At 64.3% G+C, this 23,220-nt stretch carries 24 protein-coding genes, 1 tRNA gene and 1 pseudogene; 13 read left to right on the top strand and 13 right to left on the bottom strand.

Going from position 1 to position 23,220, the window contains the following annotated elements; genetic code table 11:
* From ACT4OC_RS22410 to ACT4OC_RS22385, 6 genes and pseudogenes are all read right to left on the bottom strand, one after another.
* Positions 1-72: pseudogene (locus ACT4OC_RS22410) on the bottom strand (haloacid dehalogenase type II); the annotation flags it as partial.
* A 105-nt stretch (positions 73-177) separates the two neighbouring features.
* Positions 178-627 carry a GNAT family N-acetyltransferase gene (locus ACT4OC_RS22405; RefSeq protein WP_444841220.1) on the bottom strand — a complete coding sequence of 150 codons (450 nt, stop codon included), beginning with the start codon at positions 625-627 and terminating at the stop codon, positions 178-180.
* Between the two features lie 10 nt (positions 628-637).
* Positions 638-1,639, bottom strand: a complete 1,002-nt coding sequence (gene glpX, locus ACT4OC_RS22400; RefSeq protein ID WP_444841219.1) for a class II fructose-bisphosphatase — start codon at positions 1,637-1,639, stop codon at positions 638-640.
* 83 nt (positions 1,640-1,722) lie between these two features.
* Positions 1,723-3,042, bottom strand: coding sequence for a homoserine dehydrogenase (locus tag ACT4OC_RS22395; protein WP_444841218.1), 1,320 nt, complete (start codon positions 3,040-3,042; stop codon positions 1,723-1,725).
* A gap of 25 nt (positions 3,043-3,067) precedes the next feature.
* Entirely contained in the window at positions 3,068-4,288 is a 1,221-nt protein-coding gene (locus tag ACT4OC_RS22390; RefSeq protein ID WP_444841217.1) for an LL-diaminopimelate aminotransferase, read from the bottom strand.
* A gap of 193 nt (positions 4,289-4,481) precedes the next feature.
* A complete protein-coding gene (locus ACT4OC_RS22385; protein WP_444841216.1) occupies positions 4,482-4,775 on the bottom strand; it encodes a hypothetical protein in 294 nt (97 codons plus the stop codon).
* Positions 4,776-5,054: 279 nt separating this feature from the next.
* Between ACT4OC_RS22385 and ACT4OC_RS22380 the strand changes: the two genes are divergently transcribed.
* From ACT4OC_RS22380 to ACT4OC_RS22370, 3 genes are all read left to right on the top strand, one after another.
* Positions 5,055-6,860 carry a PHA/PHB synthase family protein gene (locus ACT4OC_RS22380; protein WP_444841215.1) on the top strand — a complete coding sequence of 602 codons (1,806 nt, stop codon included), beginning with the start codon at positions 5,055-5,057 and terminating at the stop codon, positions 6,858-6,860.
* 74 nt (positions 6,861-6,934) lie between these two features.
* On the top strand, positions 6,935-7,333 hold the full coding sequence (locus tag ACT4OC_RS22375) for an MAPEG family protein (RefSeq protein WP_444841214.1): 399 nt from the start codon (positions 6,935-6,937) through the stop codon (positions 7,331-7,333).
* 169 nt (positions 7,334-7,502) lie between these two features.
* Positions 7,503-8,024: a hypothetical protein gene (locus tag ACT4OC_RS22370; protein WP_444841213.1), complete on the top strand. Its 522-nt coding sequence runs from the start codon at positions 7,503-7,505 to the stop codon at positions 8,022-8,024.
* Here the strand turns inward: ACT4OC_RS22370 and ACT4OC_RS22365 are convergent.
* The 4 genes from ACT4OC_RS22365 to ACT4OC_RS22350 all read right to left on the bottom strand — a co-directional run bounded on the left by ACT4OC_RS22365 (position 8,021) and on the right by ACT4OC_RS22350 (position 11,042).
* The gene (locus ACT4OC_RS22365; protein ID WP_444841212.1) at positions 8,021-8,614 is read right to left on the bottom strand and encodes a class I SAM-dependent methyltransferase; all 594 of its coding nucleotides are present in this window, start codon (positions 8,612-8,614) and stop codon (positions 8,021-8,023) included. The genes ACT4OC_RS22370 and ACT4OC_RS22365 overlap by 4 nt on opposite strands.
* 5 nt (positions 8,615-8,619) lie before the next feature.
* Positions 8,620-9,597, bottom strand: a complete 978-nt coding sequence (argC, locus tag ACT4OC_RS22360; protein ID WP_444841211.1) for an N-acetyl-gamma-glutamyl-phosphate reductase — start codon at positions 9,595-9,597, stop codon at positions 8,620-8,622.
* Positions 9,597-10,271 carry an FMN-binding negative transcriptional regulator gene (locus ACT4OC_RS22355; RefSeq protein ID WP_444841210.1) on the bottom strand — a complete coding sequence of 225 codons (675 nt, stop codon included), beginning with the start codon at positions 10,269-10,271 and terminating at the stop codon, positions 9,597-9,599. The genes argC and ACT4OC_RS22355 overlap by 1 nt, the downstream gene beginning before the upstream one ends.
* Positions 10,272-10,511: 240 nt before the next feature.
* Positions 10,512-11,042, bottom strand: a complete 531-nt coding sequence (locus ACT4OC_RS22350) for a DedA family protein (RefSeq protein ID WP_444841209.1) — start codon at positions 11,040-11,042, stop codon at positions 10,512-10,514.
* A gap of 190 nt (positions 11,043-11,232) precedes the next feature.
* Between ACT4OC_RS22350 and parE the strand changes: the two genes are divergently transcribed.
* Positions 11,233-13,287, top strand: coding sequence for a DNA topoisomerase IV subunit B (gene parE / locus ACT4OC_RS22345; protein ID WP_444841208.1), 2,055 nt, complete (start codon positions 11,233-11,235; stop codon positions 13,285-13,287).
* 35 nt (positions 13,288-13,322) lie between these two features.
* On the opposite strand, the gene ACT4OC_RS22340 is transcribed toward parE, so the two are convergent.
* Together ACT4OC_RS22340 and ACT4OC_RS22335 are read right to left on the bottom strand one after the other, a co-directional pair.
* Positions 13,323-13,544 carry a hypothetical protein gene (locus ACT4OC_RS22340; protein WP_444841207.1) on the bottom strand — a complete coding sequence of 74 codons (222 nt, stop codon included), beginning with the start codon at positions 13,542-13,544 and terminating at the stop codon, positions 13,323-13,325.
* Positions 13,545-13,554: 10 nt separating this feature from the next.
* Positions 13,555-13,821, bottom strand: a complete 267-nt coding sequence (locus ACT4OC_RS22335; protein ID WP_444841206.1) for a hypothetical protein — start codon at positions 13,819-13,821, stop codon at positions 13,555-13,557.
* Here ACT4OC_RS22335 and ACT4OC_RS22330 point away from each other — a divergent pair.
* From ACT4OC_RS22330 to ACT4OC_RS22295, 8 genes are all read left to right on the top strand, one after another.
* The gene (locus ACT4OC_RS22330) at positions 13,821-14,903 is read left to right on the top strand and encodes an outer membrane protein (RefSeq protein ID WP_444841205.1); all 1,083 of its coding nucleotides are present in this window, start codon (positions 13,821-13,823) and stop codon (positions 14,901-14,903) included. The genes ACT4OC_RS22335 and ACT4OC_RS22330 overlap by 1 nt on opposite strands.
* Positions 14,904-15,141: 238 nt before the next feature.
* Positions 15,142-15,327 carry a hypothetical protein gene (locus tag ACT4OC_RS22325; protein WP_444841204.1) on the top strand — a complete coding sequence of 62 codons (186 nt, stop codon included), beginning with the start codon at positions 15,142-15,144 and terminating at the stop codon, positions 15,325-15,327.
* A 478-nt stretch (positions 15,328-15,805) separates the two neighbouring features.
* On the top strand, positions 15,806-16,117 hold the full coding sequence (locus ACT4OC_RS22320) for a type II toxin-antitoxin system TacA family antitoxin (protein WP_444841203.1): 312 nt from the start codon (positions 15,806-15,808) through the stop codon (positions 16,115-16,117).
* A gap of 7 nt (positions 16,118-16,124) precedes the next feature.
* A complete protein-coding gene (locus ACT4OC_RS22315; RefSeq protein ID WP_444841202.1) occupies positions 16,125-16,637 on the top strand; it encodes a GNAT family N-acetyltransferase in 513 nt (170 codons plus the stop codon).
* Positions 16,638-16,742: 105 nt separating this feature from the next.
* Positions 16,743-16,816, top strand: a tRNA-Gly gene (locus ACT4OC_RS22310).
* Positions 16,817-17,007: 191 nt separating this feature from the next.
* The gene (locus ACT4OC_RS22305; RefSeq protein WP_444841201.1) at positions 17,008-17,385 is read left to right on the top strand and encodes a YbaN family protein; all 378 of its coding nucleotides are present in this window, start codon (positions 17,008-17,010) and stop codon (positions 17,383-17,385) included.
* A 432-nt stretch (positions 17,386-17,817) separates the two neighbouring features.
* Positions 17,818-19,023, top strand: coding sequence for a M20/M25/M40 family metallo-hydrolase (locus ACT4OC_RS22300; RefSeq protein WP_444841200.1), 1,206 nt, complete (start codon positions 17,818-17,820; stop codon positions 19,021-19,023).
* Positions 19,024-19,344: 321 nt separating this feature from the next.
* A complete protein-coding gene (locus tag ACT4OC_RS22295; protein WP_444841199.1) occupies positions 19,345-21,558 on the top strand; it encodes an ABC transporter substrate-binding protein in 2,214 nt (737 codons plus the stop codon).
* Positions 21,559-21,594: 36 nt separating this feature from the next.
* On the opposite strand, the gene ACT4OC_RS22290 is transcribed toward ACT4OC_RS22295, so the two are convergent.
* Positions 21,595-21,720 carry a hypothetical protein gene (locus ACT4OC_RS22290; protein ID WP_444841198.1) on the bottom strand — a complete coding sequence of 42 codons (126 nt, stop codon included), beginning with the start codon at positions 21,718-21,720 and terminating at the stop codon, positions 21,595-21,597.
* A 183-nt stretch (positions 21,721-21,903) separates the two neighbouring features.
* Between ACT4OC_RS22290 and ACT4OC_RS22285 the strand changes: the two genes are divergently transcribed.
* Positions 21,904-23,127, top strand: a complete 1,224-nt coding sequence (locus tag ACT4OC_RS22285) for a CaiB/BaiF CoA transferase family protein (RefSeq protein WP_444841197.1) — start codon at positions 21,904-21,906, stop codon at positions 23,125-23,127.
* Positions 23,128-23,220 lie beyond the last annotated feature (93 nt).

Here is a 23,220-nt window from a genome sequence, read left to right as displayed (position 1 = left end):
GCTGGTGCGCCAGTCGACGCAGGTGCCGAACACGTCGAAGACCAGCGCCTTCACCCCTGAAATATCCGACATGCGGGTTCCCTTTTCTTGTTGTCATTCCGGGGCGATGCGCAGCATCGAACCCGGGCTCTCGAGATTCCGGGTCTGGTCCTTCGGACCATCCCGGAATGACGGCGGTTAGAGTTTCTTCCGGTACTGTACGAACCCCGGACGATCGGCGACCTTGTTGTAGAGCAACTGCGCGGTTTCGTTGGTCTCGTGCGTCATCCAGTAGAGACGGCTGGCGCCGGCAGCACGTGCTGCCGCCTCCACCGCCGCAATCAGCTTGCGTCCCGCTCCGCCACCGCGCAGCGACGGCTCGACGAAGAGGTCTTCGAGATAGCAGTAGCAGACCGGTGCCCAGGTCGAACGGTGCAGCAGATAGTGCGTGAGCCCGACCAGCCTGCCGTCGCGTTCGGCGACGAGAGCATACAGCGGCTCGAGCGGATCGAAGAAACGCTTCCAGGTCGCATCCGTCACGTCCGGCGCGAGCGATGACTTGTAGAACGTCAGATAGCCCTGCCAGAGCGGCTCCCAGGCGGCGCGATCATCCGGTCGCACCGGCCGGACGATGATGTCGCCCACCATGCCGTCTCCGTCAGTCGAGGTAGAACTTGTCGAGCTGCCGGTGCTCGGCCTTGATGTAGCGCACGGTGCCCGTGACCGAGCGCATCACCACCGTCTCGGTCTCGATCACGTTGTCCTTGCGGAACTTGACGCCTGTCAGCAACGAGCCGGTGGTCACGCCGGTTGCGGCGAACAGGCAGTCGCCCTTCACCATGTCCTCGATACCGTAGATCATGCGGGGGTCGCTGACGCCCATCTTGGCGGCGCGCTCGCGCTTCTCGGCGGAATCCAGCACGAGGCGGCACTGCATCTGTCCGCCGATGCAGCGCAGCGCCGCCGCCGCGAGCACGCCTTCCGGCGCGCCGCCGGTGCCTATGTAGATGTCGACGCCGGTTTCCTCCGGCGTCGCCGTGTGGATCACGCCGGCGACGTCGCCATCGGTGATCAGGCGCACGGCAGCACCGGTGGAACGGACTGCCGAAATGATCTCGGCGTGACGCGGACGGTCGAGCACAAGCGCGGTGATGGCGGAGGCCGGCACACCCTTGGCCTTGGCAAGGCGCTGGATGTTTTCGGCCGATGGCGCGTCGAGGTCGATCGTATTCTTTGCGTAGCCGGGCCCGATCGCGATCTTCTCCATGTAGACGTCGGGCGCGTGCAGCAGCGTGCCGCCGTCGGCCATCGCCATGGTGGCGATCGCGCCCGGCATGTTCTTGGCGCACAGCGTGGTGCCTTCCAGCGGATCGACGGCGATATCGACCCGCGGGCCGGCATTGAGGCCGACCTTCTCGCCGATGAACAGCATCGGCGCCTCGTCGCGCTCGCCCTCGCCGATCACGACGGTGCCCTCGATCGGCAGCTTGTTGAGCTCGCGCCGCATCGCATCGACCGCCGCCTGGTCGGCCGCCTTCTCCTGGCCGTGGCCGCGCAGCCGCGCGGCGGAGACCGCGGCCCGCTCCGTCACGCGCACGATCTCGAGCGTCAGGATGCGCTCCAGCAACAGCTGCGGCGGAACGGAAATATGCGTCGACATCTCAACTACTCCTCAAGTCCCCGGGCGAACCGCACCGGTCCGCACCAATAATTCCACAGCGCGCGAAACGTTGCTCTCGCGCGCTAATTCTTCTCGATCCGGATCACCTGCGGCCGGCCGCTGATGACCTTGTCCTTCTGCACGGCCGCGAGCGCCCGATACACGGCATCCTCGTGCGTTGCGTAGGTGATCAGGATGACCGGCACCGGCGCGCCGTTCTTGGTGGCGCCTGCGGCGTCGACGCCGTCGGAATGACGCTGCACGATCGACTCCAGCGAGATCTTCTGCTCGGCAAGGCGCGTCGCAATCCTCGCGGCCGTGCCGGCGAGATCGCGCGCCATCAGGCGGATGTAGTAGCCGCCTTCGTGACGCTCCATCGGCGCCTTCTTCGTCTCACGCAGCTTGTCGACCGGGCGGCCGAACGGCGTCGCGCGGATGCCCCGCGCCACGTCGGCGATGTCGGCGACCACGGAGGCCGCGGTCGCAGCGCCGCCGGCACCGGGGCCGACCAGCGTGATCGGCGGCACGCCCTCGCCGTCGATGGTGACGGCATTGGTGACGCCCATCACTTGCGCGATCGAAGACGTCTTCGGCACCATGGTCGGATGCACGCGCTGCTCGATGCCCTTGGCGGTGCGCACGGCAACGCCGAGCAGTTTCACGCGGTAACCGAGCTCTTCGGCGGCGCGAAGGTCCTCCGGCTTGATGGAGGAGATCCCCTCCACGTAGATCGCGCTCTGCGACACCTTGGTGCCGAAGGCGAGACTGGCGAGGATCGCCAGCTTCTGCGCCGTGTCGTGACCGTCGACGTCGAACGACGGATTGGCCTCGGCATAGCCGAGCCGCTGCGCGTCCTTCAGGCATTCGGCAAACGTCAGCCCTTCCTGCTCCATCCGGCTCAGGATGTAATTGCAGGTGCCGTTGAGGATGCCGTAGACGCGGCTGACGCTGGTTCCGGCGAGCCCTTCGCGCAGCGTCTTGATGATCGGGATGCCGCCGGCGACGGCCGCCTCGTAATTCAGCGCGCCGCCGTGCTTTTCGGCGGCCTTCGCCAGCCGGACGCCGTGTTTGGCAATCAGCGCCTTGTTGGCGGTCACCACCGACTTGCCGGCCTTCAGCGCCGCCTCGACCGCCGAGAATGCGGGATCGCCGGAACCGCCCATCAGTTCGACGAAGCAGTCGACATTGGGATCGGTGGCAAGCGCGAGCGGGCTCCTGGCCCAGTCGATGCCGCGCAGATTGGCGCTTCGCTTCTTGACCCTGGAGCGCGCGGTCACCGCGACGACGCGGATGCCGCGGCCGCTGCGCGCCGACAGCACGCGGCCCTGCTCTTCGAGGAGGCGGACGACTTCGGCGCCAACGGTGCCGAGCCCCGCGATACCCACTTTCAGGGGTGCGACCATGAGATGAAATAACCTGCAGGTAGGATTAGCGCCGGTTGGCGAGAGGAACCACGTTGTGCAACGTTTCAATGCCGCTTTCAAGGAAGCGGCGCACACCGCGCGCGGCCTGCCGGATTCGCTGCTCGTTTTCCACCATGGCGATGCGGACGAAACCCTCGCCATGCTCGCCGAAGGCTACGCCCGGCGAGACCACCACGCCGGACTTTTCCACCATCAGGGTGGCGAATTCCATGCTGCCGAGCCCCTGGAACGCCTTGGGCAGCGGCGCCCAGGCGAACATCGAGGCCTGCGGCGGCGGGATGTCCCAGCCGGCCCGGCCGAACGATTCGACCAGCGCATCGCGGCGCTTGCGATAGGTCTCGCGCATCTCGCGAATGCAATCCTCCGGCCCGTTCAGGGCGGCGGTCGCCGCCACCTGCACCGGCGTGAACGCGCCGTAATCGAGATAGGATTTCACCCGCGCCAGCGCCGCGATGATGCGCTCGTTGCCGACGGCAAAACCCATGCGCCAGCCGGCCATCGAGAACGTCTTCGACATCGAGGTGAATTCGACGGTGACGTCCATCGCGCCGGGAACCTGCAGCACCGACGGCGGCGGATTCTTCTCGTCGAAATATACTTCCGCATAGGCCAGATCGGACAGGATGAAGATGTCGTGCTTCTTCGCAAACGCGACGAGATCCCGGTAGAAATCGAGATCGGCGACATAGGCGGTCGGATTGGAGGGATAGCAGACGATGAGCGCGATCGGCTTCGGGATCGAATGAACGATCGCGCGTTCCACCATCTCGAAGAATTGCGGCGTCGGCTCCGACGGCACCGAGCGGATCACCCCGCCCGCCATCAGGAAGCCGAAGGCGTGGATGGGATAGCTCGGGTTCGGGCACAGCACGACATCGCCCGGTGCGGTGATCGCCTGCGCGACGTTGGCAAAGCCTTCCTTCGATCCGAGCGTCGCGACGATCTGGGTATCCGGATTGAGCTTCACGCCGAACCGGCGCGCGTAATACGCCGCCTGCGCCTTGCGCAAGCCATTGATGCCGCGCGAGGCCGAGTAGCGGTCGGTCCGCGGCTTGCCCAGCGTCTCCTTGAGCTTTTCCAGCACATGGGGCGGGGCCGGCAGGTCGGGATTGCCCATGCCCATGTCGATGATGTCGGCACCGGCATTGCGCGCGGCCGCCTTGGCCTGATTGACCTTTTCGAACACGTAAGGCGGCAGACGGCGAATGCGGTAGAATTCTTCCATGGGTCTCAAGCTCCGGGGTGCCGGCACCCCTAAAGGACAGCCGGCACGGCTGGCGGCACGGCGGAACCCGATTCCGCGCAAAAAACGCGTCCAAATCAAGGAATTAGGCCAAGTCCAGCCGCCAAACCGTTGAATCGGAACGTTTTACCACGCAAGTCCGGCGATGCCAGCGCAAATCACGCGATTTCAGGGCTTATCGGCTGCGCGGAGCCGGCGAAGTCCCTGAGGAGGCCTGGCGGTCCCTCGCCGCAATCAACTCGGACTGTATCCGCTTCTGTTCGTCGGGCTTCATGGCGGCCTCGGCGCGCTCGGGCGGCAGATCGTGCACCGGCAGGTACCCGCCAACCTCCTTCGGCCTTGGCGGCGCGTCGGCCGGCAGGCCCACGGCCGGCAGGTCGGCAATCTGGGTCGAGCAGCCGCCGAGCGCGAGCGATGCCGCAAGCAGCGCTCCCGTCATCAACAGCTTCATCGTTCCACCCATCGCCATTTCCGCGGAATCCCAACCGACGCGCGTGCGTCGCCCCGATGGCCCGAGCCTTGCACTGAAATCTAGCACAAGAGGTCAAACCTTTGTCGCCTGAAACCATTAAGGGCAGGACAACCAAGGCTATCGGTGCGGCTTCATTGTGTCGGAATCGGGAAACTTTGACGCAGCGCAACAACAGCGATCGCGGAATTGATCGAAAGAATCGCAGAATTGATCCAAACAGATGTCATCGCCGTTCCCTGCGGTGACGAAGCGGAACGAAACGACTAAGTTGGCGACATGAGTGACGTCGATACAACGGACAAGACCGAGGCCAAATTCGACGCGGAAGCGTTCGCCATGAACATCGCGCGCGCGATGGAGAGCTCGGGCCAGGCGCTCGCGGCGTACCTGAAGCCGCGCGAGACCGGCGAGGTGAAGGACAAGCCGCCGAGCGAGCTGACCGAGGTGATCAAGACCTTCTCGTCGGTCGCCGAATACTGGATGTTGGACAAGGACCGCGCCAGCGACCTGCAGCACAAGATGGGCAAGGCCTATCTCGATCTCTGGGGCTCGGCGATGCGCCGCATGGCCGGCGAGGCGGAGGTCAAAGCCGCAGCCGCGCCGTCGCCGCGCGACAAGCGGTTTCAGGATCCGGAGTGGAAGTCGAACCAGTTCTTCGACTTCGTCATGCAGCTCTATCTCCTGACGACGCAGTGGGCGCACGATCTCGTGCGCAATGCCGAAGGCCTCGACCCGCACACCCGCAAGAAGGCGGAGTTCTACGTCCAGCAGATCACCAACGCGCTGTCGCCGAGCAACTTCGTGCTGACCAACCCGGAAGTGCTGCGCGAGACGCTGGCTTCCAAGGGCGACAATCTCGTGCGCGGCATGAAGATGCTGGCCGAAGACATCGAATCCGGCCGCGGCACGCTGCGCATCCGGCAGTCCGACCCTGCCAACCTCGAGGTCGGCGTCAACATAGCGACGACGCCGGGCAAGGTGGTCTACCAGAACGACCTGATGCAGCTGATCCAGTATTCGCCGTCCACGGAGACGGTTCTGCGCACGCCGCTGCTGATCGTGCCGCCCTGGATCAACAAATTCTACATCCTCGATCTGCGCCCGGAAAAATCCTACATCAAATGGTGCGTCGACCAGGGCATCACCGTGTTCGTGATCTCCTGGGTCAATCCCGACAAGGAGCTCGGCAGGAAGACCTGGGCCGACTACATGAAGGAGGGCCCCCTCGCCGCCATGGACGTCATCGAGAAGGTGACCGGCGAGATGAAGGTGCACACGGCCGGCTACTGCGTCGGCGGCACCATGCTCGCCTCGACGCTGGCCTATCTGGCTGCGAACCGGCGGCAGCGCGTGGCGTCGGCGACCTTCTTTGCCGCCCAGGTCGACTTCACCCATGCGGGCGACCTTTTGGTCTTCGTCGACGAGGATCAGATCTCAGCGCTCGAACGCGACATGGCCGAATCCGGCGTGCTCGAAGGCAGCAGGATGGCGATGGCCTTCAACATGCTGCGCTCGAACGACCTGATCTGGTCCTACGTCGTCAACAACTACCTCAAGGGCCAGCCGCCTTCCGCCTTCGACCTGCTGCACTGGAATTCCGACGCGACGCGGATGCCGGCGGCGAACCATTCCTATTATTTGCGCAACTGCTATCTCGACAACCGCCTGTCGACCGGCAGCATGGTGCTCGAAAACACCCTGCTCGATCTCTCCAAGGTGAAGGTGCCGGTCTACAATCTGGCGACGCGCGAGGATCACATCGCGCCCGCCGAATCCGTGCTCTACGGCTCGCAGTTTTTCGGCGGCCCCGTGAAGTTCGTGCTGTCCGGCTCGGGTCACATCGCAGGCGTCGTCAATCCGCCTTCCGGCGGCAAGTACCAGTACTGGACCAACGACGACATCAAGGCCGCTTCCGTCGCCGAATGGATGAAGGGCGCCGTCGAGCACAAGGGCTCGTGGTGGCCGGACTGGCTGCAATGGCTGGAGGCGATCGACGCCGAACGGGTTCCGGCGCGCGACGTCGGCGACGTGCTGCCGCCGCTCGAGGATGCGCCCGGCAGCTATGTCCGCGTCCGCGCGTAGCGTATCGCGGTCCTCTCCGCTATAAACGATCGTCCCGCCGGGTCGGGTCTCGAAATTGCAATCAGGGGGAAGCGATGACGCGCGAATTGTTCTGGCTGACGTGCACGGTGATCCTGACGGGAATCCTGTGGGTCCCCTACATCGTCAACCGCTGCCAGGTGCGCGGCCTCGCCGGCGCCATGGCCAACCCCTCGCGCAACGACAAGCCGCAGTCCGACTGGGCGAACCGGTTGATGTTCGCGCACGACAATGCGGTGGAAAACCTCGTCGTGTTCGCGCCGCTGGTGCTGATCCTGTCCCAGATCGACTATTCCACCAGATGGACGGCGCTGGCCTGCGCCGTCTATTTCTGGTCGCGCGTCGCCCACCTGATCGTCTACACGCTTGGGCTACCGGTGTTCCGCACCCTCGCCTTCACCGTCGGCTTCCTCGCGCAGGCCGTGCTGGCGCTGGCGATCTTCAAGGTGCTCTGACGGTCGTGTCCCGGACGCGGTGCAGCGTGCAACGCTGCGCCGCAGAGCCGGGATTCCAAGAGCTACGGAAGATGAGTACTGGATCGACAGTGCAACGCTGGCATTCCGAGCGAGGCGGCCTGCAATTGCGCTCTCCCTTTACTTCACTTGCTGAGCGGGTCAGCCATTTATGAGTCAAACGACTGACAAGTTGCCGACTGATGTGGCGGTTTCGAGCGGCGCGACGTCACGATGGAAGAGCGCTCGGCTGACTCTGTTTTACTATTTCATGTTCGCGGGAATATTTCTGGACATCTACTTCGCCTGGTATGCATTCCGCTTCGAAGCGGAGTGCTCAGCGTCAGGAAACAATATACCTGGAACCTTCCCCTTGCTTACCGCGCTTTCGGCAATTCCAGCCGCCGCATCAATTATTTTTGGCCGTAATTCACTCTATAAATCAGCGTGTCTCAACCTATGGATTCTTTACTGTGGTCTTACGCTAGAGATGAACTGTGAACAGATTTTGATCGAGCGTCAGATTGGAATCAATTGTTATCGAGACCTCTGGGGTTCCGCGGTTGTGACAATCATTTTTGCCGCATATTTTGCGGTCGCGATCGTTGCAATAACTCTCGCGATTGGCTTGGTCGTGCTGGCGCGTCGGTATCTTCTCAAGGACTGGCCGAAAAAGCACGCGGCCTTGGCCTAATACGTTTTGCGCGCGAGGACGAAGAACATCTTGGCCATTGCATCGTCAAAGCCCCTGACCTCACCCGTCTCGATCGACAGATCACGCCACGCGCCTGCTTGCGCGTAAGTCGCGCGAAGCCAGTCTTCCGTCGGATAATTGTAGTAGCGGTCGAGCGAGTCGCGGCCGTCGCCCTCACCTGCCTTGTAGCTGGCATAGAACGCGCCACCCGGCTTCACCGCGCGATGGATCCGCGAAAGAACGCCGGCGAGCTGGTCGCGCGGGACGTGCAGCAGGCAGGCATTGGCCCAAATGCCGTCATAGGCCTCGACCGCATCGATTTCGTGGAACAGGAGCGTCTTGACGGGACGACCCAGCCGGCGCGAGGCAACCTCCGCCATTTCCGGTGAGCCATCCGTCGGCGTGACGTCGTATCCCCTAGCGATCATGTCAGCGGAGTCGCCGCCGGCGCCGCATCCGAGTTCGAGGATGGCGGCGCCGTTCGGCAGCAGCGCAAGAAATTGCGTCAGCCGCGCCTGGCGCGAGGTGATCTCGCGCTGCGCGTAGGCCTCGGCGTTGCGCCGGTAGAATTGCAGCGTGGCGTCGTCCACGAGGCTTACTTGTCCGGCAGCCCCAGCATCAGCCGCATGTTCTGCACGGCCGCGCCCGAGGCGCCCTTGCCGAGATTGTCGAGCCGGGCGACCAGCACCGCCTGGCGGTGCTTCTCGCTGGCGAAGACATAGAGCTCGAGCCGATTGGTCTCGTTGAGCGCTTCGGGTTCGAGCCGCCCGCCCTTGGTGGCTTCGTTCTGCAGCGGCATCACGGAAACATATGCGCTGCCGGCGTAGCGCTTCGCCAGCGCCGCGTGCAAATCGGCAGCGCTCGGCTTGCCCGGCAGCGTATCGAGATGCAGCGGCACCGAGACCAGCATGCCCTGCCGGTAGTTGCCGACCGATGGCACGAAGATCGGCCGCCGCGACAGTTTCGAATAGAGCTGCGTCTCCGGCAGATGCTTGTGCTCGAAGCCGAGGCCGTAGAGCTCGAACGACGGCGCCGCGCCGCTCTCGAAGCTCTCGATCATCGACTTGCCGCCGCCGGAATAGCCGCTCACCGCGTTGATGGTGACGGGATAGTCCGATTGCAGCAGGCCGGCATCGACCAGCGGCCGCAGCAGCGCCACCGCACCGGTCGGATAGCAGCCGGGATTGGAGACCTTCTTCGCGGACCTGATCTTGTCGGCCTGGTCGGGCGTCAGCTCCGGAAAGCCATAGGCCCAGTCGGGCGCGACCCGGTGCGCCGTCGAGGCATCCAGCACCCGCGGGCCCTTCGGCCCCATGCCATCGATCAACGCGACGGTTTCTTTTGCCGCATCGTCGGGCAGACAGAGGATGACGAGATCGACCTCCTCCATCAGCCCCCGCTTGGCGGCGGGATCCTTGCGTTTGTCCTCGGCGATGGTCTTCACCGCGATGTCGTTCTGCAGCTTGAGCCGCTCGGCGATGCCGAGGCCCGTGGTGCCCGAGCCGCCATCGACGAACACGGTCGGCTTTTTGACCGCGCCTGCGGTCTTCTGCTGGGTTTCGGAGAGGCTCATCACATGCTCCCTTCGAGCGAAGCGGTTTGGTTCATTGTTGCTGCAAAGGCTTGCGGCCGCGCCTCGCGCATCAACTGCGCGATGGTTTGCGAACCGGCGTCGGGCATCGCCGCAAGCCCGCCCGCGACCGCTGCATAGTCGGCCTCGGACTTGTGCTGGTTCAGCTTGAAGCTGCCCTCGACATCCTCGACCTGCATCGAAAGTCCCACGATCGCCTTCCGCATCGCCTCGAACCGCCCCGGCGTCATCTTGACCGAGGTCCACGGCTTCTTCGGCAGCAGCCGGTTCTCGAACTTGGCGCTGAGTGTGTCGACCTGCACGGTGAGTTCCTCATCGGATAGCATCCGCACCGGCCCGGTCAGATGCACGGCCTGATAGAGCCAGGTCGGCACCTGGTCCACTGATGCGTACCAGTCCGGCGTTACATAGGCATCGGCCCCGTTCACTGCGAGCACCCAGGGCGTCACGCCGTCGGCCGCCTTTACCAGCGGATTATGACGGGCGACGTGAAACAGCGCGACCGGCGTGCCGTCCGCGGCGTAGTCGAGATAGAACGGCAGGCTTGACGCGATCGGGCGCTTGCCATCCCACGCGCAGGCCGTGCCGAATCCGCGCGCTTGCGCAAACGCAAGGCTTGCGGTGCGATCGGGCTTGAACATGGGCGGCGTATACATCTTTCAAACTCCTGCTTTCGAAGAAGGAGCCGCCAGATCAGACCGCGTTTTTGCAAGGAGAGAAGCCGCGGAGAGGATCCGGCGGCAGGGCGACGATCTCAGACGCGAACGACCGCCCATACCGCTGACAAAGCGCGGCGGCGGCGAGCGATGGCGTTGGTCGGACCAAAGGTCATGGGCGCGGGTCATAAGGCCGGTTCCCCCGGCGGTCAAGGCAAAATGCGGCGGTCCGCCGGCCGCTCAGGTGCTTCGCCATATCCATTCGATGACGATGGCGAGCACGTCGCCGAACAGCAGCAGGACCGCCGACCAAAGCAGAGCCGACACGAAATTGGCGACCTGGAACGGCCAGTACGGCATCTCGAAAATGCCGGCGGCCAGCGGAACCGAGGCGCGCAGCGGCCCGAAGAAGCGGCCGATGAAGATGCTGGGCACGCCCCAATCCCGCACGAAGGCCTCGCCCCGCGGCAGGATGTCCGGATATTTCGACAGGGGCCAGATCTGCGCGACGTGCTCCTTGTACCTGTAGCCGAACCAGTACGAGAGCCAGTCGCCGAGGGCTGCGCCAATGCCGCCGGCGAGCCACACCGGCCAGAAGCTGATGTCGGCCGCGGCGATCAGCGCGCCGATCGCGATCAGCGCGCCCCAGGCCGGAACCAGCAGCGAGATGAAAGCCAGCGACTCCCCGAAGGCCAGCACCAGGACGATCGGGGCCGCCCAGTGCTGATGCTCGCGCACGAAACTGGCAATCGAGTGCGCGAAATCTTCCATTGTCTCGAAATGTCCTCAGGCCCCTGTGGTTCCCTTGGTAAGCCAGTGCCTTGCCGGACTTCAAGTCACAAAGCCCGGCTTAGCCCGTGAGCGGCCAAACCGTCCCCAGCCGTCACTTTTTAAGCCCAAGCGTGGCATAGTCAGAGCAACCGATTCGCGGCAGGAACCCGCGCGCACCATATGAAGAACCATGTCTAAGCCATTGAAATCATCGGCGAAAGCCAAGGAAAACGACCTGTTTGGCGGCCCGGAGCCGAAAGCCAAGGCCAACCTGAAGGTCGCCGCACGCTCCGGCGGCGCCGAGGCCGGCTATACAGCCCGCGACATCGAGGTGCTGGAGGGGCTTGAGCCGGTGCGCCGGCGTCCCGGCATGTATATCGGCGGCACCGACGAAAAGGCGCTGCATCACCTGTTCGCCGAGGTCATCGACAACTCCATGGACGAGGCGCTGGCCGGCCACGCCACCTTCATCGAGGTGGAGCTGTCCGCCGACGGCTTCCTCACCGTCACCGACAACGGCCGCGGCATCCCGGTCGATCCGCATCCGAAATTCCCGAAGAAGTCGGCGCTCGAAGTCATCATGTGCACGCTGCATTCGGGCGGCAAGTTCGACTCCAAGGTCTACGAGACCTCGGGCGGCCTGCACGGCGTTGGCGTGTCCGTGGTCAACGCGCTGTCCTCGCGTCTCGAGGTCGAGGTCGCGCGCAGCCAGAAGCTCTATCGCATGAGTTTTGAGCGCGGCCATCCCAAGGGCAAGCTGGAAGACCTCGGCAAGATCAACAACCGCCGCGGCACCCGCATCCGCTTCAAGCCGGATGCCGACATCTTCGGCGCGAAGGCAACGTTCAAGCCGCAGCGCCTGTTCAAGATGACGCGCTCGAAGGCCTATCTGTTCGGCGGCGTCGAAATCCGCTGGAAGTGCGCAGCCGAGCTGCTCAAGGGCATCGAGGACGTTCCGTCCGAGGACAGCTTCCATTTCCCCGGCGGCCTGAAGGATTATCTCGCCGCCGCCATCCACGCCGACACGCTGGTCCACCCGGATGTCTTCTCCGGCAAGTCCGGCCGCAACGGCGCGCACGGCGCCTGCGAATGGGCGGTCGCCTGGACCGCGGACGCCGACGGTTTCCTCTCCTCCTACTGCAACACCGTGCCGACGCCCGACGGCGGCACCCATGAATCCGGCCTGCGCGGCGCGCTGCTGCGCGGCCTGAAGGATCATGGCGAACGCGTCGGCCAGGGCAAACGCGTGGCCCAGGTTACCTCCGAAGACGTCATGGTGGGCGCGGCCAGCATGCTCAGCGTGTTCGTGCGCGAGCCGGAATTCCAGGGCCAGACCAAGGACCGCCTCGCCACCGCCGAAGCGCAACGCATCGTCGAGCAGGCGGTGAAGGATTCTTTCGACCACTGGCTTTCGGGCAATCCGCTGCAAGCCAACAAGCTGCTCGACTTCGTCATCGAGCGCGCCGACGAGCGGCTGCGCCGCCGCGCCGAGAAGGAAATCTCGCGCAAGACCGCGGTGAAGAAGCTGCGCCTGCCCGGCAAGCTCACCGATTGCACGAACACGGCGGCCGAAGGCTCCGAGCTCTTCATCGTTGAGGGCGACTCGGCCGGTGGCACCGCCAAACATGCGCGCGACCGCAAGACCCAGGCGATTCTGCCCCTGCGCGGAAAAATCCTCAACGTCGCTTCCGCCGGCAAGGACAAGCTCGCGGCCAACGCGCAGCTTGCCGACCTGATGCAGGCGATCGGCTGCGGCACCCTCGCGCATTACCGCGAAGAGGACCTGCGCTACTCGCGCATCATCATCATGACCGATGCCGACGTCGACGGCGCCCACATCGCCTCGCTGCTGATCACGTTCTTCTACCGGCAGATGCCGCGGCTGATCGACGAAGGCCACCTCTATCTGGCGGTGCCGCCGCTCTACAAGCTAACCCACGGCAGCAAGTCGGTGTATGCGCGCGACGACAAGCACAAGGACGCGCTGATGCGAAGCGAGTTCAACGCCAACGCCAAGGTCGAGGTCAGCCGCTTCAAGGGCCTCGGCGAGATGAACCCGCAGCAGCTCAAGGAAACCACCATGGACCCGGCCAGGCGCACGATGCTGCGCGTCGTGCTGCTCCCCGACGACCGCGAGGGCACGGCCGACTCGGTGGAACGGCTGATGGGCACCAGGGCCGAGGCGCGGTTCGCCTTCATCTCGGACAAGGCCGAGTTTGCCGGCGACGATCTGCTGGACGTGTAATTCGAGCTTCGTCGCGAACGTGCCTTGTGCGCCGGCTATGCGGCCAGCACGGCCTTCTTCACGGCCTGCGGCAAAGCGATCGAACGAAACGAGGTCTTCGGATAGAGATAGTCTTCGCCGGACTCATCGACGATCCGGAGCAGACCGTGCTTTTCGGCACCGGCATCGCGAAGCGCGATGTAGATTTTCCGCTTCTCAAGCGAAGCTGCATAACCTTTGTTGTCGATACATACGACCAACTGTTTTGCTTGCGCCATTGTTCGAATCTCAAAGCAGATGCTTGATCTTGAATTCTTTCCGTCCGATTCCGGCGGCTTCGTACCAATGTACTTCAGCCGAATGGATAGTGCCATCGGCCAGCCGGACGCGGGCGATTCCCTTGCGCTTGCGCCAGCGGCCCCGCCCGTAGGCCTTACGCAGCCGGGCGATTTCGCGAATGCCAGAGCCTGAGGCGAAGGTCTCAATGCCGGAAAATGTTGCCCAGTATCTCGAAACGCATCGGGTGATCGTGTCGTCGTCGCGCGACAGCGTCAATGCCGAGCGTGCAAGGCACGACGGCCAGATTCGCCTTTGTCTCCGACAAGGCCGAATTCGCCAGCGACGAGATGCTGGACGTGCAATTTCACCCATCGAGGCTACTTTCGGGCGATTTCCGGCAGTTTTGCCCGGTTCGCGCCCCGAACTTGCCCGCTCTGCGGGTATTTCCCCATCATTCGTTTTCGGTCGGGTGTGTTTCCCCCGCAACAGCATTTCGGCAGGAACTGCGTATAGTTGCCGTACTGAGTTTGGGGAATCAGTGCGAACGCACTCTTCTACCCGTCAAATTGACGCTAGATCTCGAGGGATTGAACATGAAGAAATTAGTGCTCGCACTGGCCGCCACCGCGGCGTTCGCCGGGCAGGCAATTGCCGCCGACATGCGTGCCCCTATCGCCAAGGCTCCCCCGCCGGTCGTCGCGCCGGTTGCGAGCTGGACCGGCTGCTACATCGGCGGCGGTGGCGGCTACGGACTGTGGAACCAGGAAAGCACGCAGTACTTCAACAACGTCCTGCAGGTCGACACCGTCACCTTCGGCGGTCGGGGCTGGTTCGGCACCGTGCAGGGCGGCTGCGACTACCAGTTTGGCGGCAACATCGTTGTGGGCGCGTACGCCGACTACGATTTCAGCAGCATCGAAGGCCGTTTTGGCGTTCTCGTCGGTAACTTGACCGGCAACGAGAAGCAGAGCTCGAGTTGGTCAGTCGGTGGCCGGATCGGCTGGTTGGCGACGCCGAACCTCCTCACCTATTTCTCGGCTGGCTACACCGAAACGACGTTCGACCGCATTGACCTGGCAACCTTGGGCGCGGTGCCGACCGAATACATCGGCGAGACGACCTACCAGGGCTACTACATCGGCTCGGGCCTCGAATACGCGCTGTCCTGGGTGCCCGGCCTGTACGTCAAGACCGAGTACCGCTTCTCGGAATTCGACGGTCAGCGGCTTGCCTCGCGCAATATTGTGACCAACGCTTTGACCGGCGACACTTTCGATGTGAAGAAGTATAGCCACACGGTTCGCACCACGCTGTCGTACAAGTTCAACTTCGGCGGCCCGGTCGTCGCCAAGTACTGATCTCTCCCGGACTTGAAAGACCTGAAGAGCCCCGGCCTCGGCCGGGGCTTTTTTCATGGTCTACCGATGCCGGCGTTCAAGAGCGGTCGGCAAATAGTCAGCGCGGACATGCGGCGCATGCGCCTGCCCCCTTGCCGGCCGGGTCGGCATTGTATTCGATCTGCTGGTGCGACGAGTTGGTCGATCCGTTTCCACGGGAGCCGGATGAAGGCACGGCCCGCCAAGAGAGTGAAAACCCATGCGCAAGCTGCTCGTCACATCAGGCTTTCTCGCGCTGGCGATCGGGCTGCTCTGGATCGGACAGGGCACCGGCGCGCTTCCATGGCCGGCGGCGAGCTTCATGATCGGCAGCCTGCAATGGGCGCTGTATGGCGCCCTGCTCGCCGCCGTCGGGCTGATTCTGATCTGGCAAGGCAGGCGGTGATTTCCACACTCGTCATGCCCGGGCTTGACCCGGGCATCCATCAATCTTCACAAGATTCTCGCGAAGAAGATGGATGGCCGGGTCAAGCCCGGCCACGACGAAGAGAACGCGGAGTCCAATGAAAAAGGCGCGGCGGAAGAGCCTCCCGCCGCGCCCCAACATTTGTCTCGCTGGTACCAGGGCTGAGAACGCCCCTTTGCCAGGCTGTCAGGCCTTAGCGGGCGATCCCAGCGAGGTGACAGCGCTTGAGATAAGACACTGAATCACCTCCTTTCGTTGTTGATGGGAATCCCAATATAGGCGGCGAATCGGCCGCCGTTAAGGGCGGCGTTGCCCTGTAGGGCCGGGCCGGCCGACCTGTCCGCTGAAGCGCGGAGGGCGAAGGCGCAACGCGGAATCTCGGCGACGTACCGGAAAAATCTCCTGGCCTTGATCTGCACGGAGAAATGCCGTACATGTCCAGAAAAGGAGAACGCTTATGCCTTCCCCGCGCAAGAAGCCGGCATCGGCGAAGAAGCCCGGATCCCGGCAGCGGGAACTCAAGACGCAACGTATGGAATTGCGGGTGGCTCCTTCGGCTAAGAAGGTGATCCATCAAGCGATGTCGGTTACCGGGCTTGCGGCCGGCGATCTGGCTTACGAAGGTGCGCGGCGGCTGCTGGAAGAACACCAGCGCATGGTTTTGCTGGGCGCCGATCGTGACGCTTTTATCGCGGCAATTGAACGAGACCCGCAACCCGCCCCGCGGCTCGTCGAGGCTCTCCGGCGCCACCGCCGTCTCCTCGGGTGAGCGGCTGGTGATCGCATCCATCGAGCCTCTCGGGAAGCACGAACGGCGTGCGTTCTCCTGCGGAGTGGCGGCGCTGGATGACTGGTTTCATCATCGTGCGTCTCAGGACGAGAAGCGCAATGTGGCTCGCGTTTTCGTCGCAATCGACGAAGAACTCGGCGTTGTCGGGTTCTACAGTCTCAGCACGTTCACGCTCGCGATCGTCGATCTGCCGCCGGAGCAGGCCAGGCGGCTGCCTCGGTACGATCTTATTCCGGCAGCGTTGATCGGGCGCCTCGCGCGCGATCGACGCGTTCGCGGCCAGGGCGTAGGCGATCTCCTGTTGGCCGATGCCGTTCGGCGCATTCTGGCGGCCGCCAGCACGCTCGCGGTCTTCGCAATAGTCGTCGAGGCGAAGGATGAACGGGCCGCGGCTTTCTACCGCGACTTCGGTTTCCTGCCTTTTCCCAATCGCCCACTTCGGCTGTTCATGCCCGTGGCGGACGCCATCGAGGCGATGTCGCGCGCGAAATCGGGATAGACCCTCGGTTCGGGGGAGAGACCGAAATCTGATACGGTGCCTCCCGCGGGGCCGGCGGCCGGCACGGTTGAGACCCGCCGCGTGCCGTGTTAGGTCACCCCCAGCGCGGGTGTAGCTCAATGGTAGAGCAGCAGCCTTCCAAGCTGAATACGAGGGTTCGATTCCCTTCACCCGCTCCAGCCTTCGCTCGCTTCACGAGCTACGGCTAGGCAAGCCAGCCCAACTCTCTCCAAAGTGAAGCGAGCGAAGGCTGTCTCGCCGAAGCCTGCAAGGGCGAAGGCGGACTGGCAGTTGTTTGGCGAGCTACGGCTCGGCAAGCCACGGCGTCAGAACGATCCTTGTTTGAAGTGACGGGCAGGCGGCGGGTCTAATGCGCATCCTCTACTTCAGTCTCGGTTGGGTGATGGTCGCGCTCGGCGTGATCGGCCTCGTGATGCCGCTGATGCCGGGGATGGTCTTTCTGATCATTGCGGCGGCGTGCTTTGCGCGCTCCTCGCCCCGGCTGGAGGCATGGCTGCTCGATCATCCCAAATTCGGCAAATCGCTGCGGGACTGGCGCGCCGCCGGAGCCATCCCGCGTCCCGCCAAGGCCATGGCCTGCGCCGGCATGACGGCCGGGTATTTCATCTTCTGGCACAGCGCCGAGCCGTCGCTGCCGCTCGCCGCCGGCGTGGCGGTCGCGTTCCTCGCCTGTGCCGCCTACGTCGTGTCGCGCCCGGCGACGGTGGATGAGGACAGCTCCGTTTAGTGCTGAAGGAAGGGGCGCAGTCCGAACGATCTCCGGACGACGGCGGGCCTTGAATACGCGTCACGATTGAACGCCGCATATCCGCGAAGGGACAAACCGATATTGCTCCGATTGCGAAGATCTGTCTTGAAGCCAAAAGCAAATACTGACGACCGCGGGCGTACTGGTCTTCCTCGGCCTCGGTGTTTACCTATCGTCCAGGGCGTCGAGCCGAGCATGGCCACTTGCTCGAAATACTCGCTGATCTGCCGCCGGTAAGCCGCGCTCGATGATGGAGCGCCCGGATGCGCGCCGATGCCAAACCGGCGGACGCGGTCTCGCGATCGCGAGCCCCGCCCGACAAGCTCATCGCCTATCTCGTCCTGAACCTTGCGCGGCAGAGTATCTCGACGGATGCTCTTGATCGCCGCACGCCTCACCCAGGAACTCCCCATGCCCGTCGACACGCACGCCGCCACCGACCGCCTCATGCGCTTCCTCGCTGTCGAGGGTGTCACGGGAAAGGAGGCCGCGATCGGGCGCGAGCTTGCCGCGGCGCTGCAGGAAGCCGGCGTGTCGGCGGACGCGATCCGGCTCGACGATGCCAACACGCGCATTCCCGTGCCGACCGAGACCGGTAATCTCATCGTCGATCTGCCCGGACGCGGGGCGATGCACAACCAGCCGCGCATCATGTTCATGACCCACATGGACACCGTGCCGCTGTGCGCCGGTGCGAAGCCGAAGCTGGCCGGCCGCAAGATCGTCAATGAGGCGAAGACGGCGCTCGGCGGCGACAATCGCTGTGGCTGCGGCGTGCTGGTGACGCTGGCGGCGGAGCTCGAGAAGCAACAGCTCGATCATCCCCCGATCACGCTTCTCTTCTGCGTGCGCGAGGAGAGCGGGCTTTACGGCGCGCGGCATGTCAGGACCGAAGAGCTCGGCTCGCCCGTGATGGCCTTCAACTTCGACGGCGGCGCCGCCTCCAATGTCACGATCGGCGCGGTCGGCGCGGATCGCTGGCAGGTCGAGATCTTCGGCCGCGCCTCGCATGCCGGCGTCGCGCCCGAGCGCGGCATTTCCTCGACCATGATCCTGGCGCTGGCGCTCGCCGACGTGAAAGCCGGCGGCTGGTTCGGCAAGGTGGTGAAGGGCAAACGCCAAGAGAGGAGGGAAGGCACCAGCAATGTCGGCCCGGTCACCGGCGGCGAGGGCAGGCCGGCGGGCGACGCCACCAACGTCGTCACCGACTACGTCCACGTGCGCGGAGAAAGCCGCAGCCACGACCGCACCTTCTTCAAGGAGATCACCAGGGCCTACAAGGCGGCGTTCGAGAAGGCGGCCAAGCGCGTCAAGAACAGCGACGGCAAGACCGGCCGCGTCAGGTTCAAGGCCGAGACCGACTATTATCCGTTCCGCATGAAGGAGAGCCTGCCCGTGGTCAGGCGCGCGATGGCGGCGGTGTCCGAAATCGGCGGAACGCCGAATATCCGCGCCGCCAATGGCGGGCTCGATGCCAACTGGATGGTCCGCCACGGCGTTCCGACGGTGACCTTCGGGGCCGGGCAGAACGAGCCGCACACGACAGACGAGTGGATCAATCTCGACGAATACGACAGGGCGTGCGCGCTGGCGGTCAAGCTCGCGACGATGCGGTGAGCCTCACAAGGAATGTCTCTCCGCCGCGTCCGTCATTCCATGCGGCAAACTTTCTGCGCCGCAAATTCTTCACCGATCGAGCACGCGAAAGGCCGCAACGCGACACAGAATCAATCCGATTGCGACACAATTTCGGCGAGTGGGGCCATGACCCTGCACCTCACGAGGCAATAACAACAATGTTACGGAGGGAATGCGATGCGGGCGATCGCCGATACGCGTTGGGGGACCGGACTAACGCACAGGTCACGTGCCGTTCAAATCATGCAGCAGCTTTGTGCTGCGCCGGGTCGCCGCCTCGCGGCGCTGGCGCTCCTGGCCATGGCGTGGCCCCTGCATTCGGAACCGGCCGTTGCCGCGGGTCCCGGCGATGCCGAAATCCGCATCGGCAACACCATGCCCTACAGCGGTCCGGCCTCGGCCTATGGCGTGATCGGCAAGGTCGTCGCCGCCTATTTCGACAAGGTCAACGCCGAAGGCGGCATCAACGGGCGCAGGATCAAGTTCATCTCCTATGACGACGGCTACAATCCCGCCAAGACGCTGGAGCTGACGCGCAAGCTGGTCGAGGAGGACGATGTTCGCTTCATCTTCGCCAGCCTCGGCACCAACACCAGCGCCGCGGCCCAGCCCTATCTGAACGCCAAGAAAATCCCGCAGCTCTTCGTCGCCTCCGGCGCCTCGATGTGGGACAAGCCGCGCGAGTTTCCCTGGAGCATGGGCTTTCTGCCGGGCTACCAGTCGGAATCGCACATCTATGCGCAGTATCTCCTGGAGAACCACCCGAAGAGCAAGATCGCGGTGCTCTATCAGGACGACGGCTTCGGCAAGGATCATCTCAAGGGCCTGAAGGACGGTCTCGGCGGCAAGATCCCGATCGTGGCGGAAGCGCCCTACAAGGTCACCGACGCCAGCATCGAGGCGCAGATCGCGAAGCTGAAGGCGTCGGGCGCCGACGTCTTCATGCAGTTCACGACGCCGAAGTTCGCGGTCATGGCGATCCGCCGGCTTGCCGAGCTCGGCTGGAAGCCCGTGCATTTCCTTACTTCCGTGTCGGAATCCTACTCCGCCGTGATTCACCCGGCGGGTCCGCAAAACGCGAAGGGCATCCTGTCGGCGGGTTATCGGCTCGAGGGCGAGGACGCCGCCGGGGCGGGCGAAGCCGTGTTCAGCGAGTGGGCGGCGTTCATGCAGCGCTACGCCCCGAGCATCAGCCGCTCCAACGGCCAGGCCGTGTTCGGCTATCTCGGGGCGCGCACCATGGTCGAGGTCCTGAAGAAGTGCGGCGACGACTTGTCGCGGGAAAACATCATGAAGCAGGCCCGCTCGCTCAAGGGCCTGCAGATTCCCATGATGATCCCCGGCATCGTGATGAACACCTCGGCCAGCGATCACGCGCCGATCGAGCAGATGCGGATGATGCGCTTCACCGGCGAGCACTGGCAGCATTTCGGGCCGGTGCGCAGCGGCATCGATCCCGGCACCGTCAGCGAATCCTTCAAGTCGATCTTCCGCTACGGCACCGCCAAGCGCGACCTCGCCAACCAGGTCAACGCCAACACCGTGAGCCTGGTGACGGGATCGTTCGGCTCCACCTATGCCCAGATCGGCGCCGACCTCGCCTCCGTCCTCGACAACGGCACCAGCCTGCGGATGCTGCCGGTGATGGGCCGCGGCTCGGTGCAGGCGGTAGCCGACATCCTGCTGCTCAAGGGGATCGACGCCGGCATCGTGCGCAAGGACACGCTGGCCTATCTGGAGCGCAAGGATTTTGCCAACGACATCCGCAACCAGTTCGTCTACGTCGCGAAAATGTTCAACGAGGAAATGCACGTGCTGGCGCCGCGCTCGATCGCCAGCATGAAGGACCTCGACGGCAAGACGGTCGTGGTCGATCTGCCGGACTCATCGACCTTCGTCACCGCGATCAACGTGTTCGAGCGGCTCGGCATCAGGCCGCATCTCGTCTACATGGAGCCGCGCCTGGCGCTCGACATGTTGCGCAAGGGCGAGGTCGACGCGATCGTGGCGATCGAGGGCAAGCCGCTGACCTGGCTCGGCCAGGTCGCCGACCGCAACCTGCATCTGGTGCCGGTCGAATACGCCGAGAACCTGCAGGAGGATTATCTCCCGTCGAAGCTGTCGGCGGCCGACTATCCCAACCTCGTGCCGGAAGGCGGCCACGTCGACACCATCGCCGCCGAGGCCTTGCTTGCCGCCTACAACTGGGCGCCGAACACCGACCGCTATCGCCGGCTGCAGCTCCTGGTCGACCAGCTCTTCACCGGGATCGAGCGGCTGCAGAAGCCGCCGTTCCATCCGAAGTGGAAAGAATTCGCCGTGCGGGCGCAAGTCGCCGGCTGGACGCGTTTCCGCGCGGCGCAGGAATGGCTCGACCGCAATATGCCGCCGACGGCCGCGGTATCGCAGGCATCGGGCGCCGTCGCCGCGGCCGGAGCCTCGCCGCGGGAGAACGATGCCCTGTACAAGCAATTCCTGGAGTGGCGCGCCGCCCGCGCCAGGGCCGGCCGGTAATTCGAAATCGAGGGCGCTCGGCTTCGGGGCGCCCTCCTAGCTTCGTGCGCGCCGTAACAGGGCAGGGAGCAATAGCGAAAGCCCCAGCACGCCGAGCGCGCCCGCCAGCTCGACCGCGCCGTTGACGGCGAGGTAGCGCGGCAGCGAGAAGGCAGGCCGCATCTCGCCGTATTGCAGACGGCACGTTCAATATCGCCCCCTCGTGGCGTGCTCAGCCGCACCGCGGCAATAGCCGTATGCCCATGCCGCCGGTGCAGTGCTCGCCGCCGAAAAATAGTATATCGGCTTGCTCCAGAACGCCGCGGGAGTTCCCGCGTTGAAGACAGAAGCTCTGGAGGAACTGCCATGTCGGCCCTGCCGCTTTCCGGCATCAAGATCGTCGACCTCACACGCGTGCTGGCCGGCCCCTTGTCGGCACAGATGCTGGCCGATCTCGGCGCCGAGGTGATCAAGATCGAGCGCCCCGGCGGCGGCGACGATGCCCGCGCTTTCGGCCCGCCCTACCTGAAAGACCCCGAGGGCAAGGCCAACAACAACAATTCCTTTTATCTGTGCGCCAATCGCAACAAGAAATCGGTCACCGTCAATATCGCCAGCTCCGAGGGGCAGGAGATCGTCCGCGAGATCGCGAAAAGCTGCGACGTCTTCATGGAGAACTACAAGGTCGGCGACCTCAAGCGCTACGGCCTCGACTATGAGACGATCAGGGCGATCAACCCCTCCATCATCTATTGCTCCGTCACCGGCTTCGGCCAGACCGGACCGTATGCGGCGCGCGCCGGCTATGACGCCATCCTGCAGGCGATGGGCGGCCTGATGAGCGTCACCGGGCATCTCGACGGCGAGCCCGGCGCCGGCCCGATGAAAGTCGGCCCGTCGATCGTCGACTACATGACCGGCATGAACGCCTCGATCGGCATTCTGGCCGCGCTCCACCACCGCAAGGCGACCGGCGAGGGGCAGCATGTCGACGTCTGCCTGTTCGACACCGTGATCGCTTCGCTGTCGCATTGGGCGCAGATCTACCTCGTCAGCGGCGTGACCCCGCCGCGCCGCGGCACCTGGGGCAATGGCGGCATGCCGGCCGGCGTGTTCCGCTGCACCGACGGCGAGCTGATGCTGGTGGTCGGCAATGACGGGCAGTTCGCGCGCACCTGCGAGGTGCTGGGCCGGCCGGAGCTGGCGAGCGATCCGAAATTCATCAAGAACAACGACCGCGTCGTGCACGGCAAGGAGATCATGGCGATCTTCGCCGGGCTGTTCCTGCAGAAGCCCGTCGCCCATTGGCTGGAAGAGCTGGAGAAGGCCGGCGTGCCCTCCGGCCCGATCAACGATTTCTCGCAGGTGTTCAATGACCCGCACGTGCAGTCGCGTGGCATGCGGGTGAAGGTCAATCATCCCTTCGAGCCCAACCTCTCGCTGATCCGCAACGCCATCGCCTTCTCCGGCACCCCCGTGAAGGAATACCGCGCGCCGCCGCTGCTCGGCGCCCACACCGGCGAGGTGCTGGCTGATATCGGCTACGACGAGGCGAAGGTGAAGGGGCTGAAGGAGCGGAAGGTGATCTGATGCGTCGGGCCTGCGCTCAGCGCAGGGCCTGCCGGTCCACGAAGATTCGGTGGTTATGAATTGCCTCGGGCGCCGTTTTTTACGACGGCGCAC

Origin of the sequence: Bradyrhizobium sp. (assembly GCF_052389815.1) — a bacterium.
Lineage (GTDB): Bacteria > Pseudomonadota > Alphaproteobacteria > Rhizobiales > Xanthobacteraceae > Bradyrhizobium.
The sequence above is the reverse complement of the archived record's forward strand: the minus strand, read 5'-3'. Positions and strand labels throughout refer to the sequence as shown.

Coding starts and splice junctions, on each gene's coding strand:
- ACT4OC_RS22405 (WP_444841220.1), bottom strand. CDS start 627: ATGGTGGGCGACATCATCGTCCGGCCGGTGCGACCGGATGATCGCGCC.
- ACT4OC_RS22370 (WP_444841213.1), top strand. CDS start 7,503: ATGAGTCAAACGACTGACAAGTTGCCGACTGATGTGGCGGTTTCGAGC.
- ACT4OC_RS22330 (WP_444841205.1), top strand. CDS start 13,821: ATGCCGAGCGTGCAAGGCACGACGGCCAGATTCGCCTTTGTCTCCGAC.
- ACT4OC_RS22340 (WP_444841207.1), bottom strand. CDS start 13,544: ATGGCGCAAGCAAAACAGTTGGTCGTATGTATCGACAACAAAGGTTAT.
- ACT4OC_RS22355 (WP_444841210.1), bottom strand. CDS start 10,271: ATGTATACGCCGCCCATGTTCAAGCCCGATCGCACCGCAAGCCTTGCG.
- ACT4OC_RS22305 (WP_444841201.1), top strand. CDS start 17,008: ATGCGCATCCTCTACTTCAGTCTCGGTTGGGTGATGGTCGCGCTCGGC.
- ACT4OC_RS22325 (WP_444841204.1), top strand. CDS start 15,142: ATGCGCAAGCTGCTCGTCACATCAGGCTTTCTCGCGCTGGCGATCGGG.
- glpX (WP_444841219.1), bottom strand. CDS start 1,639: ATGTCGACGCATATTTCCGTTCCGCCGCAGCTGTTGCTGGAGCGCATC.
- ACT4OC_RS22380 (WP_444841215.1), top strand. CDS start 5,055: ATGAGTGACGTCGATACAACGGACAAGACCGAGGCCAAATTCGACGCG.
- ACT4OC_RS22295 (WP_444841199.1), top strand. CDS start 19,345: ATGGCGTGGCCCCTGCATTCGGAACCGGCCGTTGCCGCGGGTCCCGGC.
- ACT4OC_RS22285 (WP_444841197.1), top strand. CDS start 21,904: ATGTCGGCCCTGCCGCTTTCCGGCATCAAGATCGTCGACCTCACACGC.
- parE (WP_444841208.1), top strand. CDS start 11,233: ATGTCTAAGCCATTGAAATCATCGGCGAAAGCCAAGGAAAACGACCTG.
- ACT4OC_RS22385 (WP_444841216.1), bottom strand. CDS start 4,775: ATGGCGATGGGTGGAACGATGAAGCTGTTGATGACGGGAGCGCTGCTT.
- ACT4OC_RS22350 (WP_444841209.1), bottom strand. CDS start 11,042: ATGGAAGATTTCGCGCACTCGATTGCCAGTTTCGTGCGCGAGCATCAG.
- ACT4OC_RS22390 (WP_444841217.1), bottom strand. CDS start 4,288: ATGGAAGAATTCTACCGCATTCGCCGTCTGCCGCCTTACGTGTTCGAA.
- ACT4OC_RS22300 (WP_444841200.1), top strand. CDS start 17,818: ATGCCCGTCGACACGCACGCCGCCACCGACCGCCTCATGCGCTTCCTC.
- argC (WP_444841211.1), bottom strand. CDS start 9,597: ATGAGCCTCTCCGAAACCCAGCAGAAGACCGCAGGCGCGGTCAAAAAG.
- ACT4OC_RS22395 (WP_444841218.1), bottom strand. CDS start 3,042: ATGGTCGCACCCCTGAAAGTGGGTATCGCGGGGCTCGGCACCGTTGGC.
- ACT4OC_RS22375 (WP_444841214.1), top strand. CDS start 6,935: ATGACGCGCGAATTGTTCTGGCTGACGTGCACGGTGATCCTGACGGGA.
- ACT4OC_RS22320 (WP_444841203.1), top strand. CDS start 15,806: ATGCCTTCCCCGCGCAAGAAGCCGGCATCGGCGAAGAAGCCCGGATCC.
- ACT4OC_RS22290 (WP_444841198.1), bottom strand. CDS start 21,720: ATGCGGCCTGCCTTCTCGCTGCCGCGCTACCTCGCCGTCAACGGCGCG.